At 71.8% G+C, this 14,220-nt stretch carries 13 protein-coding genes; 11 read left to right on the top strand and 2 right to left on the bottom strand.

Annotated elements, in window-relative coordinates; translation table 11 throughout:
* Nucleotides 1-86 precede the first annotated feature (86 nt).
* From mihF to metK, 6 genes are all read left to right on the top strand, one after another.
* Nucleotides 87-410, top strand: coding sequence for an integration host factor, actinobacterial type (mihF, locus tag ABD841_RS20880; protein ID WP_184543660.1), 324 nt, complete (start codon nt 87-89; stop codon nt 408-410).
* A gap of 185 nt (nt 411-595) precedes the next feature.
* A complete protein-coding gene (gene gmk, locus ABD841_RS20885) occupies nt 596-1,195 on the top strand; it encodes a guanylate kinase (protein ID WP_344974207.1) in 600 nt (199 codons plus the stop codon).
* A gap of 12 nt (nt 1,196-1,207) precedes the next feature.
* A complete protein-coding gene (rpoZ, locus tag ABD841_RS20890) occupies nt 1,208-1,471 on the top strand; it encodes a DNA-directed RNA polymerase subunit omega (protein WP_184543662.1) in 264 nt (87 codons plus the stop codon).
* Nucleotides 1,472-1,761: 290 nt separating this feature from the next.
* A complete protein-coding gene (gene coaBC / locus ABD841_RS20895; RefSeq protein WP_344974213.1) occupies nt 1,762-2,952 on the top strand; it encodes a bifunctional phosphopantothenoylcysteine decarboxylase/phosphopantothenate--cysteine ligase CoaBC in 1,191 nt (396 codons plus the stop codon).
* Nucleotides 2,953-3,030: 78 nt separating this feature from the next.
* Nucleotides 3,031-3,399: a hypothetical protein gene (locus ABD841_RS20900; protein WP_344974216.1), complete on the top strand. Its 369-nt coding sequence runs from the start codon at nt 3,031-3,033 to the stop codon at nt 3,397-3,399.
* Between the two features lie 339 nt (nt 3,400-3,738).
* Nucleotides 3,739-4,926 (top strand): methionine adenosyltransferase, encoded by a 1,188-nt coding sequence (gene metK, locus ABD841_RS20905; RefSeq protein WP_344974219.1) that lies wholly within the window; start codon nt 3,739-3,741, stop codon nt 4,924-4,926.
* A 125-nt stretch (nt 4,927-5,051) separates the two neighbouring features.
* On the opposite strand, the gene ABD841_RS20910 is transcribed toward metK, so the two are convergent.
* Nucleotides 5,052-5,519 carry an ATP-binding protein gene (locus tag ABD841_RS20910; protein ID WP_344974222.1) on the bottom strand — a complete coding sequence of 156 codons (468 nt, stop codon included), beginning with the start codon at nt 5,517-5,519 and terminating at the stop codon, nt 5,052-5,054.
* 220 nt (nt 5,520-5,739) lie between these two features.
* Between ABD841_RS20910 and ABD841_RS20915 the strand changes: the two genes are divergently transcribed.
* The 3 genes from ABD841_RS20915 to ABD841_RS20925 all read left to right on the top strand — a co-directional run bounded on the left by ABD841_RS20915 (nt 5,740) and on the right by ABD841_RS20925 (nt 8,995).
* Nucleotides 5,740-7,329, top strand: a complete 1,590-nt coding sequence (locus ABD841_RS20915; protein WP_344974225.1) for an NsdA family TPR-like regulatory protein — start codon at nt 5,740-5,742, stop codon at nt 7,327-7,329.
* A gap of 124 nt (nt 7,330-7,453) precedes the next feature.
* Nucleotides 7,454-7,927, top strand: a complete 474-nt coding sequence (locus ABD841_RS20920; protein WP_344974227.1) for a hypothetical protein — start codon at nt 7,454-7,456, stop codon at nt 7,925-7,927.
* A gap of 456 nt (nt 7,928-8,383) precedes the next feature.
* Entirely contained in the window at nt 8,384-8,995 is a 612-nt protein-coding gene (locus ABD841_RS20925) for an FMN-binding negative transcriptional regulator (RefSeq protein ID WP_344974230.1), read from the top strand.
* 195 nt (nt 8,996-9,190) lie between these two features.
* Here ABD841_RS20925 and ABD841_RS20930 read toward each other — a convergent pair whose 3' ends face one another.
* Nucleotides 9,191-10,540 carry a M14 family zinc carboxypeptidase gene (locus ABD841_RS20930; RefSeq protein WP_344974233.1) on the bottom strand — a complete coding sequence of 450 codons (1,350 nt, stop codon included), beginning with the start codon at nt 10,538-10,540 and terminating at the stop codon, nt 9,191-9,193.
* Between the two features lie 269 nt (nt 10,541-10,809).
* On the opposite strand from ABD841_RS20930, the gene ABD841_RS20935 reads away from it, so the two are divergent.
* The gene (locus ABD841_RS20935) at nt 10,810-12,465 is read left to right on the top strand and encodes a PucR family transcriptional regulator (RefSeq protein WP_344974236.1); all 1,656 of its coding nucleotides are present in this window, start codon (nt 10,810-10,812) and stop codon (nt 12,463-12,465) included.
* A gap of 107 nt (nt 12,466-12,572) precedes the next feature.
* Complete coding sequence (locus tag ABD841_RS20940) at nt 12,573-14,042, top strand: amidohydrolase (RefSeq protein WP_344974239.1); 1,470 nt, start codon at nt 12,573-12,575, stop codon at nt 14,040-14,042.
* Nucleotides 14,043-14,220: the final 178 nt, after the last annotated feature.

Genomic DNA, 14,220 nt, shown 5'->3' on the forward strand with positions numbered 1-14,220 from the left:
TGGTCTTGACGTTGCTTGAAACGCCATGACCAGCTAGTTTCCCTTCCCGTCCGAGTACATCGACAGGAAATTCGAGGTGACCCGGCGTGGCTCTTCCTCCCCTTACCCCTGAGCAGCGCGCCGCAGCCCTAGAGAAGGCTGCCAAGGCCCGCCGAGAGCGTGCCGAGGTGAAGAACCGTCTCAAGCACGGTGCGGTCTCTCTGGCTGAGGTGCTCAAAGACGGGCAGACCGACGACGTCATCGGCAAGATGAAGGTCTCGGCCCTTCTTGAGTCGCTCCCCGGAGTGGGCAAGGTCCGCGCCAAGCAGCTCATGGAGAGGCTTGGCATCGCAGAGTCCCGCCGCGTGCGGGGTCTTGGCACCAACCAGCGAGCTTCGCTCGAGCGTGAGTTCGGTGGAGCCGAGAGCTAGTCTCGGTTCAATACGAGCTCAGTTCGGGACGAACACGCTCTCCCCGCACGGGGAAACGGCATCACGGGGGGTTTGGAGTGACCGGAACGTCGTGGTCCGACGAGAGTCGGGCCCCGCAGGCGACCGCCGAGAGCGGATCCGGTCGCTCCTCATCCTCGGCCGCAGGTCCGGAGAAGGCGTCAGCCTTGGCCGGGCTCACGGCCGGTAAGCGCCTGACGGTCCTGTCCGGACCGTCCGGCGTCGGCAAGTCCACGGTCGTCGCCGAGCTTCGGCGGGCACACCCCGAGGTGTGGCTGTCGGTCTCGGTGACCACCAGGAAGCCCCGTCCGGGCGAGACCCACGGGGTGGAATACTTCTTCGCCTCCGACGACGAGTTCGACCGTCTCGCCGCCTCCGGCGAGCTGCTGGAGTGGGCCGAGTTCGCCGGCAACCGGTACGGCACGCCGCGCGGCCCGGTGCTGGAGAGGCTGTCGGCCGGGGTCCCCACGCTCCTGGAGATCGACCTCCAGGGCGCCCGGCAGGTCCGCGCGACCATGCCCGACGCGCTGCTCGTCTTCCTCGCGCCCCCGAGCTGGGAGGAGCTGGAGAAGCGCCTGCGCGGCCGGGGCACCGAGCCCGAGGACGTCATCGCCCGGCGCCTCGCGGCCGGCCGGGTCGAGATGGCGGCCGAGCAGGAATTCGACGTGACCCTGGTCAACACGTCCGTCAAGGATGTATGCCACCGGCTGATAGCCTTGATGGCTGATGCTCCCGAGGCTTCACGCCCCGGACGTTCACCTAGCTAGGGGAAATCACACGTGGCAACCAGCGCCGCCTACTCCGAAGGCATCACCAACCCGTCGATCGACGCCCTCCTCGAGGTCGTCGACAGCAAGTACAGTCTCGTGATCTTCGGCTCCAAGCGGGCGCGTCAGATCAACGCCTACTACTCCCAGCTCGGCGAGGGCCTGCTGGAGTACGTCGGCCCGCTCGTCGAGACGCACGCCCAGGAGAAGCCGCTGTCCATCGCGCTGCGCGAGGTCAGCGAGGGCCTGCTCACCGCCGAGCCGATCGAGGGCTAGCCTCCTCGATGCGGACCCCTGACGAGGGCGCGGCCACCGCCGAGCCGGCGGAGCCGGGCGCCGGGGAAAGCCGTCCCGGACCGGCCGGAGATCCGGCCGCGGGGCCTGGGAGCGTTCCGGCGGCAGGACACGACGCCGCCCCGGGCCGTTCCACTCCGGATCATCCCGCCGCGGCGGGACACGGCCGGGCGGGAGCCGCCGAGGGCGGTCCGGCCGGAGAGGCGTCTCCGGGAGCCGGCGCGAGCGCGCCCGGGCCCGGCCCGGATTCCGCGACCCGCCGTAAGCCCCGCGTGGTGCTCGGCGTGAGTGCCGGCATCGCCGCCTACAAGGCCTGCGAGCTGCTGCGCCTGTTCACCGAGTCCGGACACGACGTGCGCGTCGTGCCCACCCGGGAGGCGCTGCGCTTCGTCGGCGAGCCCACCTGGGCCGCGCTGTCCGGGAACCCGGTCACCACCGACGTGTGGGAGTCCGTGCACGAGGTGCCGCACGTCCGCATCGGGCAGGGCGCCGACCTGGTGGTCGTCGCTCCGGCCACCGCCGACGTGCTCGCCAAGGCCGCCCACGGGCTGGCCGGCGACCTGCTCACCAACACCCTGCTCACCGCGCGCTGCCCGGTGGTGTTCGCCCCCGCGATGCACACCGAGATGTGGGAGCACCCCGCGACCCGCGCCAACGTGGCCACGCTGCGCGAGCGCGGCTCGATCGTCGTCGACCCCGCCGTGGGCCGTCTGACCGGCGCCGACACCGGCCCCGGCCGGCTGCCCGACCCGAAGGAGATCTTCGAGGTCTGCCGCCGCGTCCTCGCCGGGCGCCCCGCCGACCTGACGGGCCGGCGCGTGGTCGTCTCCGCGGGGGGCACCCGCGAGGCCATCGACCCGGTCCGCTTCATCGGCAACCGCTCCTCCGGCCTGCAGGGTTACGCGCTGGCCCGCGCCGCGGTCGCCCGGGGTGCCGAGGTGACCCTGGTGGCGGCCAACGTCGCGCTGCCCGACCCGGCCGGGGCCCGGGTGGTCCGGGTCGAGTCGGCCCTGCAGACGCGCGCCGCCGTGCTCGACGCGCTGGAGGGCGCCGACGCCGTGGTCATGGCGGCCGCGGTCGCCGACTTCCGGCCCGCGACGCGGAGCGAGTCGAAGATCAAGAAGACCGGCGCCGAGCCCGACGCCGTCCACCTGGTCAAGAACCCCGACATCCTGGCCGAGCTGGGGGAGCGGCGCCGCGACGGCCTCAAGCCGTACCCGCGGGTGATCGTGGGGTTCGCGGCCGAGACCGACGACGTCCTCGCCAACGGCCGGGCCAAGCTCGCCCGCAAGGGCTGCGACCTCCTCGTCGTCAACCAGGTGGGTGACGGTCTCGCCTTCGGCACCCCCGACAACGCGGCGACGATCCTGGTCGCCGACGGCGATCCGGTCGACGTCCCCCGGGGGCCCAAGGAGGTCCTCGCCGACGTGGTCTGGGACCTCGTCGCCGCGCGTCTCGTCTGACCACTTGCCGCGCCCACCCTCCCGGCGGATACTGCGTCCGAGGTGACCTGGAACGTCAGGACAGGGAGGGGTCCGATCATGCCGGTTGCCGCCGCCGTCCGCGCCCGCTGCCGCGCGTTGCTCCCCCCGGGTGAGGAACTCTGCTACGTCCTGCCCGCCCTGTCGGTGAGCGCCCCGGGAATGGCGACCTTCCTCATCGTCGTCACCGACCGTTCCATCCTGGTGCTGTCCACCAAGCTCTTCAACCGTGACGCGCCCACCTCGGTGTACGCCACGCACTCCCGCCGGACCCGCCTCGGCCCCGTGGAGTTCTCCACGGGCGTGTGCATCGAACTGGGCGGCATGGTGTTCGAGATCGACGAGGAGTACGCCGCGGTGATCTCCGCCGCCGACGCCGAGGTCTTCGCCCCGGAGACCCTTCCCTGCGACCCGCTCCCGGATCTCTGACCCGCTCCCGGCTCTCTGACCCGGTTCCGCGATCACGGAGAAGGGATCGCGAAACCGGAAGGCCGGGATTCGGGGATCACGGCCACTGGGTCTGCGGGCCGAGAGAATGTAAGATTTTTGATATTCAGGTTGGTTTTCGACGGCTCGCTCTTCCGAGTCGCCCCAGGCATTTCGCAAAGGCCGGCCTGATGTCGGCGTATCGATTCCCCGCGACACGATTCGAGACGGTTTCGCGACGCCACCACAGGTGGGGCTAGACTTCGGCGGAGCGCTACTGGTGTCCCCGCCGACGCCAGAGCCCCCAAGACGCCAGCAGCCGCTGCATGAGGAGCCACTGACTTGTCCCGTCGCCTGTTCACCTCCGAGTCGGTCACAGAGGGCCACCCGGACAAGATCGCCGACCAGATCAGTGACGCGATTCTCGACGCCATGCTCAAGGGTGACCCCAAGAGCCGTGTCGCGGTCGAGACGCTGATCACCACCGGTCAGGTCCACGTCGCCGGAGAGGTGACGACGGAGACCTACGTCGACATCCCCGGTCTGATCCGCGAGAAGATCCTGGAGATCGGTTACGACGCCTCGCACAAGGGCTTCGACGGCGCTTCCTGCGGCGTGTCGGTGTCCATCGGCGCGCAGTCGCCCGACATCGCCCAGGGCGTCGACGACGCCTACGAGACCCGCGAGGGCGAGGGCGTGGACGAGCTCGACCGTCAGGGCGCCGGCGACCAGGGCCTGATGTTCGGCTACGCCTGCCGCGAGACCCCCGAGCTGATGCCGCTCCCGATCCAGCTCGCGCACCGCCTCGCCGAGCGCCTGTCGCAGGTGCGCAAGAACGGCACCGTGCCGTACCTGCGTCCCGACGGCAAGACCCAGGTCACCATCGAGTACGACGGTGACCGCCCGGTCCGGCTCGACACCGTGGTCGTCTCCACCCAGCACGCCGCCGAGATTGACCTCAAGGAGATGCTCGCTCCCGACATCAAGGAGCACGTGGTCGACCCGGTCCTCGCCGGCGTGGACATCGAGACCGAGGGCTACCGTCTCCTGGTCAACCCGACCGGCCGCTTCGAGATCGGCGGTCCCATGGGCGACGCCGGCCTGACCGGCCGCAAGATCATCGTTGACACCTACGGCGGCATGGCCCGTCACGGCGGTGGCGCCTTCTCCGGCAAGGACCCGTCCAAGGTCGACCGCTCGGCCGCCTACGCCATGCGCTGGGTCGCCAAGAACATCGTCGCCGCCGGCCTGGCCGACCGCGCCGAGGTCCAGGTCGCCTACGCCATCGGCAAGGCTCACCCGGTCGGCGTGTTCGTCGAGACCTTCGGCACCGAGAAGGTGGAGATCAGCAAGATCCAGGAGGCCGTGCTCAAGGTCTTCGACCTGCGTCCGGCCGCGATCATCCGCGACCTCGACCTGCTCCGCCCGATCTACTCGGGCACCTCCGCCTACGGTCACTTCGGCCGCGAGGGCTTCTCCTGGGAGTCCACCGACCGCGCCGAGGCCCTGCGCACCGCCGCCGGCCTCTGACCCGACCTCCGGACGGCCCTCGTGAGACTCCTCACGGGGGCCGTTCCGCGTCATGGGGCCGTGCCGCGGCGCCCGCACGTCCGGAAAAGCCACGGAGAAGTGTCAGGTGCGCACGTCCCGCCGGGTCACCGTGGTTCCCCGGCGGCGAACAGGGCCCACACGGCGTGGCCGAGGGCCTGGCTGCCCCGGTAGCCGACCTGGGAGGCCAGGGCCGCGACCAGGGGGAGACCCCGGCCGTCCTCGCCGAGGGCGTCCGGCCGGTCCCGGCGGGTGAACGAGGGGGTGGGGCCCCAGCCGCAGTCGTAGACCGTGACGCGGGTGGCCGTGGCCCTGCGGAGAACCTCGACGATGAAGGTGCCGCGGGCCTGCCCGCTGGCGGTGTGGCGGACGGCGTTGGCGGCGAGTTCGGCGGCGACCTGCTCTGCGTCGTCCCGGACGGGCGAATCGGCCAGGAGGAAACGGACGAAGCGCCGGGCTTCCGGGACCTGGTCGGGGCGGCCGGGGAAGGTCCGTCGCCAGGTCATGCCGCCGGGACGGAGCCGTACCATCGCGTCGATCAGCTCCGGGGCCACGTCGTCGTGGGTGGTGGTCACGTTCTCTCCTGCTGGGGAGTGTGGAAACCGTCAGGAGAACGGTGGCCTGACCCGGGGCTGCGGGAGCCCTCCGGGCGATCACCCGGGCTACCCCGCTCGAACCCGCTCCCACCTGCGTGAACGCGCCCTCGGGCGGCCCAGCATCCCCACTTGCGCATCGGGCTGTCATCCTCCGTGACCGTCGTCGTACGATCCGTGTGCGTTGGCGGAAGGAGCGACGATGGCCGCCGAGGGGTACCGGGTCCTGCTGGAGTGCAGGCGCCGCAGCAGGGCGCTGCGGGCGCAGTCTCTGACGTTCGACCAGATCGCCGGGGTGTTCGCCCTCGACCACGCGGTCAGCCCGCTGCGCCTGTACCGCTACGCCCACGGTCGTACGGCGGCCGACGTGGTGGCCGCCTACAACGACCTCGACCCGGCGGGCACCGCCACCCTGCGCCCGGCGCGCTTCTACGACTACGAGACCTGGCCGCAGGCCGGGCGGCGTCCCGGTGCCAGAGCCGTCGCCCTCTTCGCCCGCATCTACCAGACCGCCGCCCGCCGCCTGGTCACCGACGAGGTCTACGCCTCCTACGGCGCACGCGACCGCGACCTGCTGGACCAGGCCGACCACCGCCACCTCGACCCGCACCACCACCTGTGCGAGGTGTCCGCACCGGCCGTCCCGGGCACCATGGGAACGCAGGCACTTCCCCCACTCGTTCCCGCGCCCGCGCCCGCTCACTGCGCCGACCTGCTGCGCGCGCTGAGCGCCGAGGAGGCCGACGTGAAACGCCGCGAGCTGCTCTTCGAACTGGCCCTGGTCCTCGGCGGGGCGCCCGCCCTGGGCCTTCTCCGCCACCTCACCCCGCCGGAGCGGGAACGCCTGGCCGCCGCCACCCGGCACCGGAGCCCCATCGACGCCGGCACGATCGACGTGCTCGAACGGCTCACCGCCCGCCTGTGGGCCATGGACGAGTCGTCCGGTCCCCGGCAGGTCCTCCCGGTGGCCGAAGCCAAACGCGCCATGGTCGAGGACCTGCTCAAGCAGGGCTCGCTCACCCCGGCCCTGCGCGACCGGCTCCTGCGCGTCTACTGGAGCCTGAGCCACATGGCGGGGTGGAGCCGCTTCGATCTGATGGACTACGCGGGGGCCACCCGCCGGTACACGGAGGGCCTGGCGGCGGCCCACGAGCTGCAAGCCCCTCCTCTGCTCGCCCACATGCACGGCCTGCTGGCTGACATGGCACTTCACCGGGGCAGGTCCACAGTCGCCATGGACCACGCCTTCGCGGCTGAGGGATGGGCCAAGAGCAGCGGCAACCGCCTGCAGCAGGCGGCGACCTCTCTCATCGTCGCCCGGGTGCTTTCCAGAACGAGACATGACGATGAAGCTCTCCGTGTGCTCGACCGTGCCATCACGCTCGCGGGAAGGAAACACAGTGTCATGGGTCTCCGGCACCTGTTCTGGTGCAATCCAGACCGTGTTTCGCGTCACGCCGTTTTCTGCCTGGTCGGGCTTGAACAGCCTGACCGGGCGATCGGCGCGGCGGATCCGATCATGGCAAAGATGAGGGCCGGTTCGAATCAAGCCGGTTGGAATCGCGAGCGAGGCATCCTGCACCTCGAATACGCGACCGCGTTGATCCAGAAGCGCGAGATTCCGGCAGCCGCCGCGATGGTCGGTGAAGCCGCCCAAGTCACCACGCGGCACAGTTCCGCCCGGCTCGTCCATTCCGTACGGCAGGCCCGTGCCCGGCTCCAGCCGTGGGCCGACAATCGCCACGTCCGAGACCTGGACGAACGGCTGCGTGCTCTCTCCATCGCACGTTGACGTCGATCCGGCGCCGGGCTGTGGAGTATTTCTGCCTGTTCGGGCCTGCTTTCATCCGAGGGGCAACGGTGATTTTTCCGTAGGTTTGCGCACCATGGGTCTGGGCGAGGATGGATTGAAATGAGTGGAGGTGTTTGCGGTTTACTCCGGCCCTGCGCGTGTCGGTCTGATGGTTGCCGTCACGGTTGGAATGTCACTGCTGGCGGGTTGTGGCGATGACGAACCGCCAAAGCCGACGGCGGCTCAGGCGGAGGCGATGCTGAAGGCCGACATCGACTGGCTGGTGAAGCTGATCCACGTGAAAGACGTCAGAGTGGCGGTCGAAGGAGGCAGGGACATTCCCTGTGGGGAGGGAAAGGAGAAACGGTCGTACGCGGTCGCCGGAGCGGACACGTCAAGCATCGATGGGCCGGTCAACACGTTTAATATGCTGACCGGCGGGCTGGGCCGGCGTGGGTACATGGTTGTCTCCGTCGACTGGAAAACGCCGGGTAACGAGCTGGTCAAGGGTGAATCGCGGGTCAGGATCACGGTTGACTCCTCGCGGAAACAACATTTCGAATTATCCGGTGAGGCCCGATGTCTGAACCGTGGTTGATGGTTGAACCACCCCGAAGGCGCGGGATTCGTCTCCGGGGTTCTTCGGCTCCCACGCCGGGCCCGGTGCCGCCGTGGCGAGAGCCTCGCCCATCGTCTTCCAGTGCTTCCCGGCGGACGTACCGCGATAGTTATTCAGCGAGCGGAGGACACCCGCCTCTCCCTCGGGGCCGAGTGCGGGGAAGAACCCGGCGGTGAAATCGGGGTCGTCGCGCCGCCCGGTGAGCTCGCCGAAGGCCCGGTCGTAGTCGTCTTTGGCGGAGTGGAGCGTCGGCTGCGGCAGCTCGGGGAAGGTTTTCGCGAGCTTCCTTCCCTCGGCGGTGCCAAGGACGGGCGTCGTGAAGTTCTCCCTCTTCGCTGGAATGTCACGGGTTTGTCGGGGGCGTCAAGGTGGGCGGGGGAGGCTTGTCCGGCGCCACGCTGACAGAAGACCGGCGGCGGCTGTTTCATCGGGCACATGCTGGAACAACCGATCTACGCGATCGACGACCCGTGGGTGCTGCGGGAACTGGTCGCGGCCCACGGGTGGGCGACCCTGGTGAGCGTGTCGGACGGCGGGGAGCCCGTGGTCTCGCACCTGCCGGTCATCCCCGACCCGGCCAATCCGGGGCCTGCCGTGGTGGGGCATCTCGCCCGCGCTGACGCGGAGGTCCACGGGCTCGGGCGACGGCCCGTGGTGATCGTCGTCGAGGGGCCGGAGGGGTACGTCTCGCCGACCCTCTACCGGGCGGGTCCGTACGTGCCGACGTGGAACTTCGTCACACTCCACCTGCACGGCACGCCGCGGGTGCTCGGCCCGGAGGAGACCTACCGGGTGCTCTCCGACACCGTGGACCACTTCGAGGCGGGCCGCCCCGAGCCGTTCCGGCTGGACTCGGTCGAGGAGTACGCGCACCGGATCGCCCCGGGGGTGACGGGGTTCCGCCTGGTGCCCGACCGGGTGGTGGGCAAGGCCAAGCTGAGCCAGGAGAAGCCCGCCGAGATCGTCAAGCGGGTGATCGAGGCACTCGACAGCGGCGGCGCGTACGGCAACCGTGCTCTCGCCGAGGCCATGCGCGCCGCGAGGTGAGGCCGGTCCACGCTTCGGGCCCGGGGCCCGGGGGCCGGGGGCGCACGCGGAAGCCTTCACCGCCCACCCGGAAAGGCGGCCTCTCGCGCGGGTGCGGGGGTGACCGTGCTGATCCGGGTGCGGGCCGTGTGAGCGAGAGTGCTGGCCGCGTGAGCGAGGGTGCTGGCCGCGTGAGCGAGGGTGCGGCCGCGGGATTCACGCGTGGGTCGCGCCGGCCAGGATGCCGCCGTACTGGATGGCGACCAGGTGGCCGATCGGGATCGTCTCGTCCGGGGTGCCGGCTTCCGCCTCGGCGCACCAGGCGGCGTAGGTCTCCGACAGCGCGCGGGCCCGCTCCCGGATGACCGGGGTGCCGTTGCCGATGGCCAGCTCGCCCTCCAGGGCGCGCAGCAGCATGCCGCCGAACCGGAGCCGGACGCTGTGCACGGTGCCGTGACAGGACTGCCGCTCGGCGACGGTGGCGGGCCGGTCGTTCTCCGGGGCCTCGGCGCGGTGTCGTGCCGTGGTGTCCATGCCCTCCACCAACGGCACGAAGAACCTGCTCGCCCGGACGAACGGGGAGCGGGTCACCAGGTCGGCGGAGACGGCGGCCAGCGTCCCGTCGAGCACGGCGAACGTCTCCCGCAGGTCCGTCGCGTGGGCCCGGAGGAGGTCGGCGTAGGAGATCCCCGCGGGGGAGCGGTCGTCCGCCGCCGGGTCGCGCCAGTAGGGCAGCTCGGCGGCCAGGCAGAGCGTGCCGTACCGGGCCGCGTACGAGTCGCTGGCCCCGCCCGCGATCTGCGCCGCCGGGTCCTCGCCGAGTGCCTCGATGTAGTCGTAGGCGTCCTCCATGCGGGGGGTGAGGAAGACGGCCTCCTCCAGTGTCCGCACCGAGGGGTGCTCGGGCTCGCCCGCGTGGAGGGGCACCCCGTAGCGGCCCGGCAGTGCCTTGAGCACGGTGTGCAGGGCGGGCACCGGGCGGTTGAGGTAGAAGAACGCCCCGCCCATCTCACTGTTGTGCAGGGTGGTCATGAACGCCGGGCGGGTGTCGTCGATCAGCCGCATCAGGGCCAGCGTCTCGGGCGTCACCCGGTCGAAGTAGGCGCGCTTGTAGGCGAAGGGGAAGGTCCACTCGACCTGCTCGTCGCCCGCGGGCCGGTAGAAGTGCCTGCCGTAGTGGGCCTTGGTGAACGGCCCGGCGAACCACCCCTCGTTGAGCCTGGTGCCGTCCGGGTCGAGGCAGCCCACGATGTGCCAGGTGCAGCCGGTGGACGCGCGCAGCCCGGCGTCCTCGCACAGCCGGGTGGCGAGGTGGACCACGGTGAGGCCGCCGATGGGCTCGTTGGGGTGGGGCATCGCGCCGACGATCGCGTGGCGCGGCCCGTCCCTCACGGTCAGGCAGAGGATCGGCTCGCCCAGGGCCGAGCTGCCCACCCGCCGCAGCGAGGCGACACCGGGGTGATCGTCGGCCAGCCGGGTGAGGGCGGCCGTGATCTCGTCCACGGTGGCGAAGCGGTCGTAGTCGGGAACGGAGTCGAGTTCGTCGCTCAGCGCAGGATCGATCACGCTCTCAGTGTGCCGATCGCGCACCGGTGCGGCACCGTGGCAGGTCCCAAGGTCGTACGGCGGTCTTTGTGGTAATCGTCAACGGTCGCCACCGGATGGATGGACTGCTTGAATTGACGTTTTCGGTCCGCTTTGAAGGGTCCGTAGCGAACAGTCCATATTGGAGGGTCCGTGATGAACGATCCGTGGCGAAGGTCCGTGACGAACGGTCCGCGGTGAACGGTCCACGTCGGGACGGTCCGCGCCGGACCCGGCGAGGACGAGACGAGATGAACGGGAGGAAGCGGATGTCCCAGGCCGACCTGCTGCCCGACGCCTCGATGATGCGGCCCTACCGGCCCCCGCTGAGCCAGGTCCTCCGGACGCTGGGGGGCGACGTGCTGACCGCCGCGTACCTCCCCGGCGACCCGCACCTCACCGTCGGCGAGCCCGTCGTCCACGACCCCGACGACCCACTGGAGGAGCGTCCCGGGTGCGTGCTGCTCGCCGTCGGGGCCCGCGCCGCCAGCCCGGCCGCCCGGGAGCTCCTGCGGCGGGCGGGCCGGCACGGCTACCACGCCGTGGTGATCAAGGATCGGGGCGCGGAACTGGCCCCGCTCATCGAGGCCGCGCGGCAGGCGGGGGTGGCGCTGCTCGTCGCGCCCGAGCAGGTCCCGTGGCGTCAGCTCGACGCGCTGCTGACCGCGGCGACCGCCGGCCCCGGCGAGATCACCACGACCTACTCCGCGGTCGGCATGGGGGACCTGTTCGCCCTGGCCAACGCCATCGCCTCGACGATCGGCGGCGCCACCTGCATCGAGGACCCGCAGGGCAACGTGCTGGCCTACTCCAACATCCCCGGCCAGGAGATCGACGAGATCCGCAAGCTCGGCATCCTGAGCCGCAAGACGCCGAAACGGCCGACCAACCGGACCGAGTACAGCCGCGTCTTCCGGTCAGACGCCCCCGTCGGGTTCGCCAGCCTCGAACCCGGGCACACCCCGCGCCTGGCGACGGCGGTGCGGGCCGGCTCCCAGCTGCTGGGCTTCATCTGGGTGCTCGACGGGACCCCGCCGGTCGTCCCCGGCGCCGTACAGCTCCTGGAGGACGCCGCGCGGATCACCGCCCTGCACATGCTGCGCGCCCGCAACCCCAGCGACCCGCAGCGCTGGCAGCGCGCGGAGACGCTGCGCGCGCTGCTCGACGGCGCCACCTCCGAGTCCGCGGCGGTCGCCCGGCTCGGCCTGACGGCCGACACCCCGGTGGCGGTCGTCGCGTTCGCGCCCGTGGGGCCGGGGTCGGAGCCCGGCACCGCCGTGGCGAGCGTCGCCGACCTGATCAGCCTGGGCTGTGAGGCCTGGCACAACGAGGCGGTCTGCACGACGGGCTGGGGGAAGGTCTACGCGCTGCTGCCGGTCACGCCCGGCACACCGCCCGGGAGCCTGGTGCGGGTCGTGACGGACGTGGCCGCTTCGGTCCGCAAGTCCACCGGGATCGGCCTGCACGCCGGGATCGGGCCCGTGGTCGGGCGGCTGGCCGACGCCCCCGTCTCGAGCAGGCTCGCGGACCGGGTCGTCCGAGTGCTGGCGGAGACGGCGGGCGGGACGGCACGGATCGCCACCGACGAGCAGGTGCGCAGCCGCATCGCCCTGCTCGACCTGGCCGAGCGCGACGAGGTCGCGGCCGGGCAACTGCTGGCACCGGTACGGCGGATGCTGGAGCACGACGCCGCGCACTCCACCACGCACGCCGCCACGCTGCTGTCGTACCTGGACGCCTTCGGCGAGGCCGCCAAGGCGGCGGCCGAGCTGTCGGTCCACGAGAACACGCTGCGCTACCGCATCCGCAGGCTCCAGGAGCTGTTCGACGTCGACCTGGCCGACCCGGCGGAGCGACTCGTCATCTGGCTCCAGCTCCGCCTGCTGCACATGCGCGGCGAGATCTGACGACCGCCGCCCGGACGGTGGTGCTGTGGCGGGGCACAATGGCGGCCAGGGGAAATGTCCGCCCCCGACGATGAGTGATCGCCATGTGCCCGCCTAGCGTCAGCCCCATGTCTTCTCGCCTGCTGCTGCGCAACGCGCGGATCGGTCCCGGGGGCCCGGTCCGCCACGTCCTGATCGTCGATGGCCGGGTCGCGGAGGTGAGCGCCGAGCCACCGCCCCCCGGCGGGCCGGCGGGCGAACCGGCCGAGATCGTGGACGTCGGGGGCGGCACCCTCCTGCCCGGCCTGTGGGACGCCCACGTGCACTCCCTGCAGTGGGCGCAGGCGCGCCGCAGGGTCGACCTGACCTCCGCGCGGTCGGCGCGGGAGGCCGTCGAGCTGGTCGTCCCACACGCGGGCCCGGCCGGGCTCACGATCGGGTACGGGTTCCGCGACGGCCTGTGGCCGGACACCCCGCACAAGTCGCTGCTGCAGGCGGCGGCGCCGGACCGGGCCATCGCCCTGGTCAGCAACGACCTGCACACCGCGTGGCTCAGCCCGGCGGCACTGGCGGCCGTCGGCAGGGGCGGGCACCCGACCGGGGTGCTGCGCGAGCGCGACTGCTACGACGCGATGGCCGAGCTGCCCCCGCCGCCGCGGGAGGAGCTCGACCGGTGGGTGGCCGAGGCCACCACCGCCGCCGCGGCCAGGGGGGTCGTCGGCCTGCTGGACTTCGAGTTCGCCGACAACGTCACCGACTGGTCCCGGCGGGTCGCCGAGCACCGGATCGACGTCCGGGTCGCCTGCTCGATCCCGAAGGACCGGCTGGAGGAGGCGATCGGCCGCGGGCTGCGCACCGGGGACCCGGTCGCGGGGTCGGAGGGCCTGCTGGAGGTCGGCCCGGTCAAGATGTTCGTGGACGGTTCCCTGAACACCAGGACCGCCTACTGCGAGGACCCCTACCCGGGCACCGCCGCGCGCGGGCTGCTGGAGACCGGCCCGGACGAGTTGTACGCGGTCATGTCCCTGGCCGCCCGGCACGGCATCCACCCGGCGGTGCACGCCATCGGCGACCTGGCGGCGGGCATCGCGCTGGACGCCTTCGAGCGGGTCGGCTGCCCGGGCAGGATCGAGCACGCCCAGCTCGTCCGCGCCGAGGACTTCGCCCGGTTCGCCCGCCCGGGTCTCGTCGCCGGGGTGCAGCCCGCCCACGCGCCGGACGACCGGGAGGTGGCCGACCTGCACTGGTGCGGCCGGACCGGCCGGGCCTTCGCCTACGCCGACCTGCTCGCCGCCGGGGCCACCCTGGAGCTGGGCTCCGACGCCCCGGTGGCGCCGCTGGACCCCTGGGACGGTATCGCCTCCGCCGTGACCAGGACCGACGACGAGCGGCCGCCGTGGCACCCGGAGCAGGCGCTGCCGCTTCCCGTGGCCCTGGCGGCGGCCGGCAGGGGACGGACCGGGGTGCGGCCCGGCGACCCCGCCGACCTGGTGATCACCGAGTCCGACCCGGCCGCGCTGGGCGGGGAGGACCTGCGCCGCATGCCGGTCCTCGGCACCCTCCTCGGCGGCCGCTGGACCCACCGCCGCTCCATCTGACCGGCCGCCTCACCCCGCCTGCCCGGCGTATCCGCCGTGTCCGTGTCCCATGTCGTCCGGGTGTGCTCGTCGCGTGCCGCGCCGGCGTGGTGCCCGCCCGTGTTCCGTGCCGGTCCGCCGCGTCCGCGTCCGGACCCGGGACAACCCGGCGGCAACCCGCCGGTAACACGGGAGTCAC

It is taken from the genome of Streptosporangium fragile (assembly GCF_039534445.1).
GTDB classification, from domain to species: Bacteria; Actinomycetota; Actinomycetes; order Streptosporangiales; family Streptosporangiaceae; genus Streptosporangium; species Streptosporangium fragile.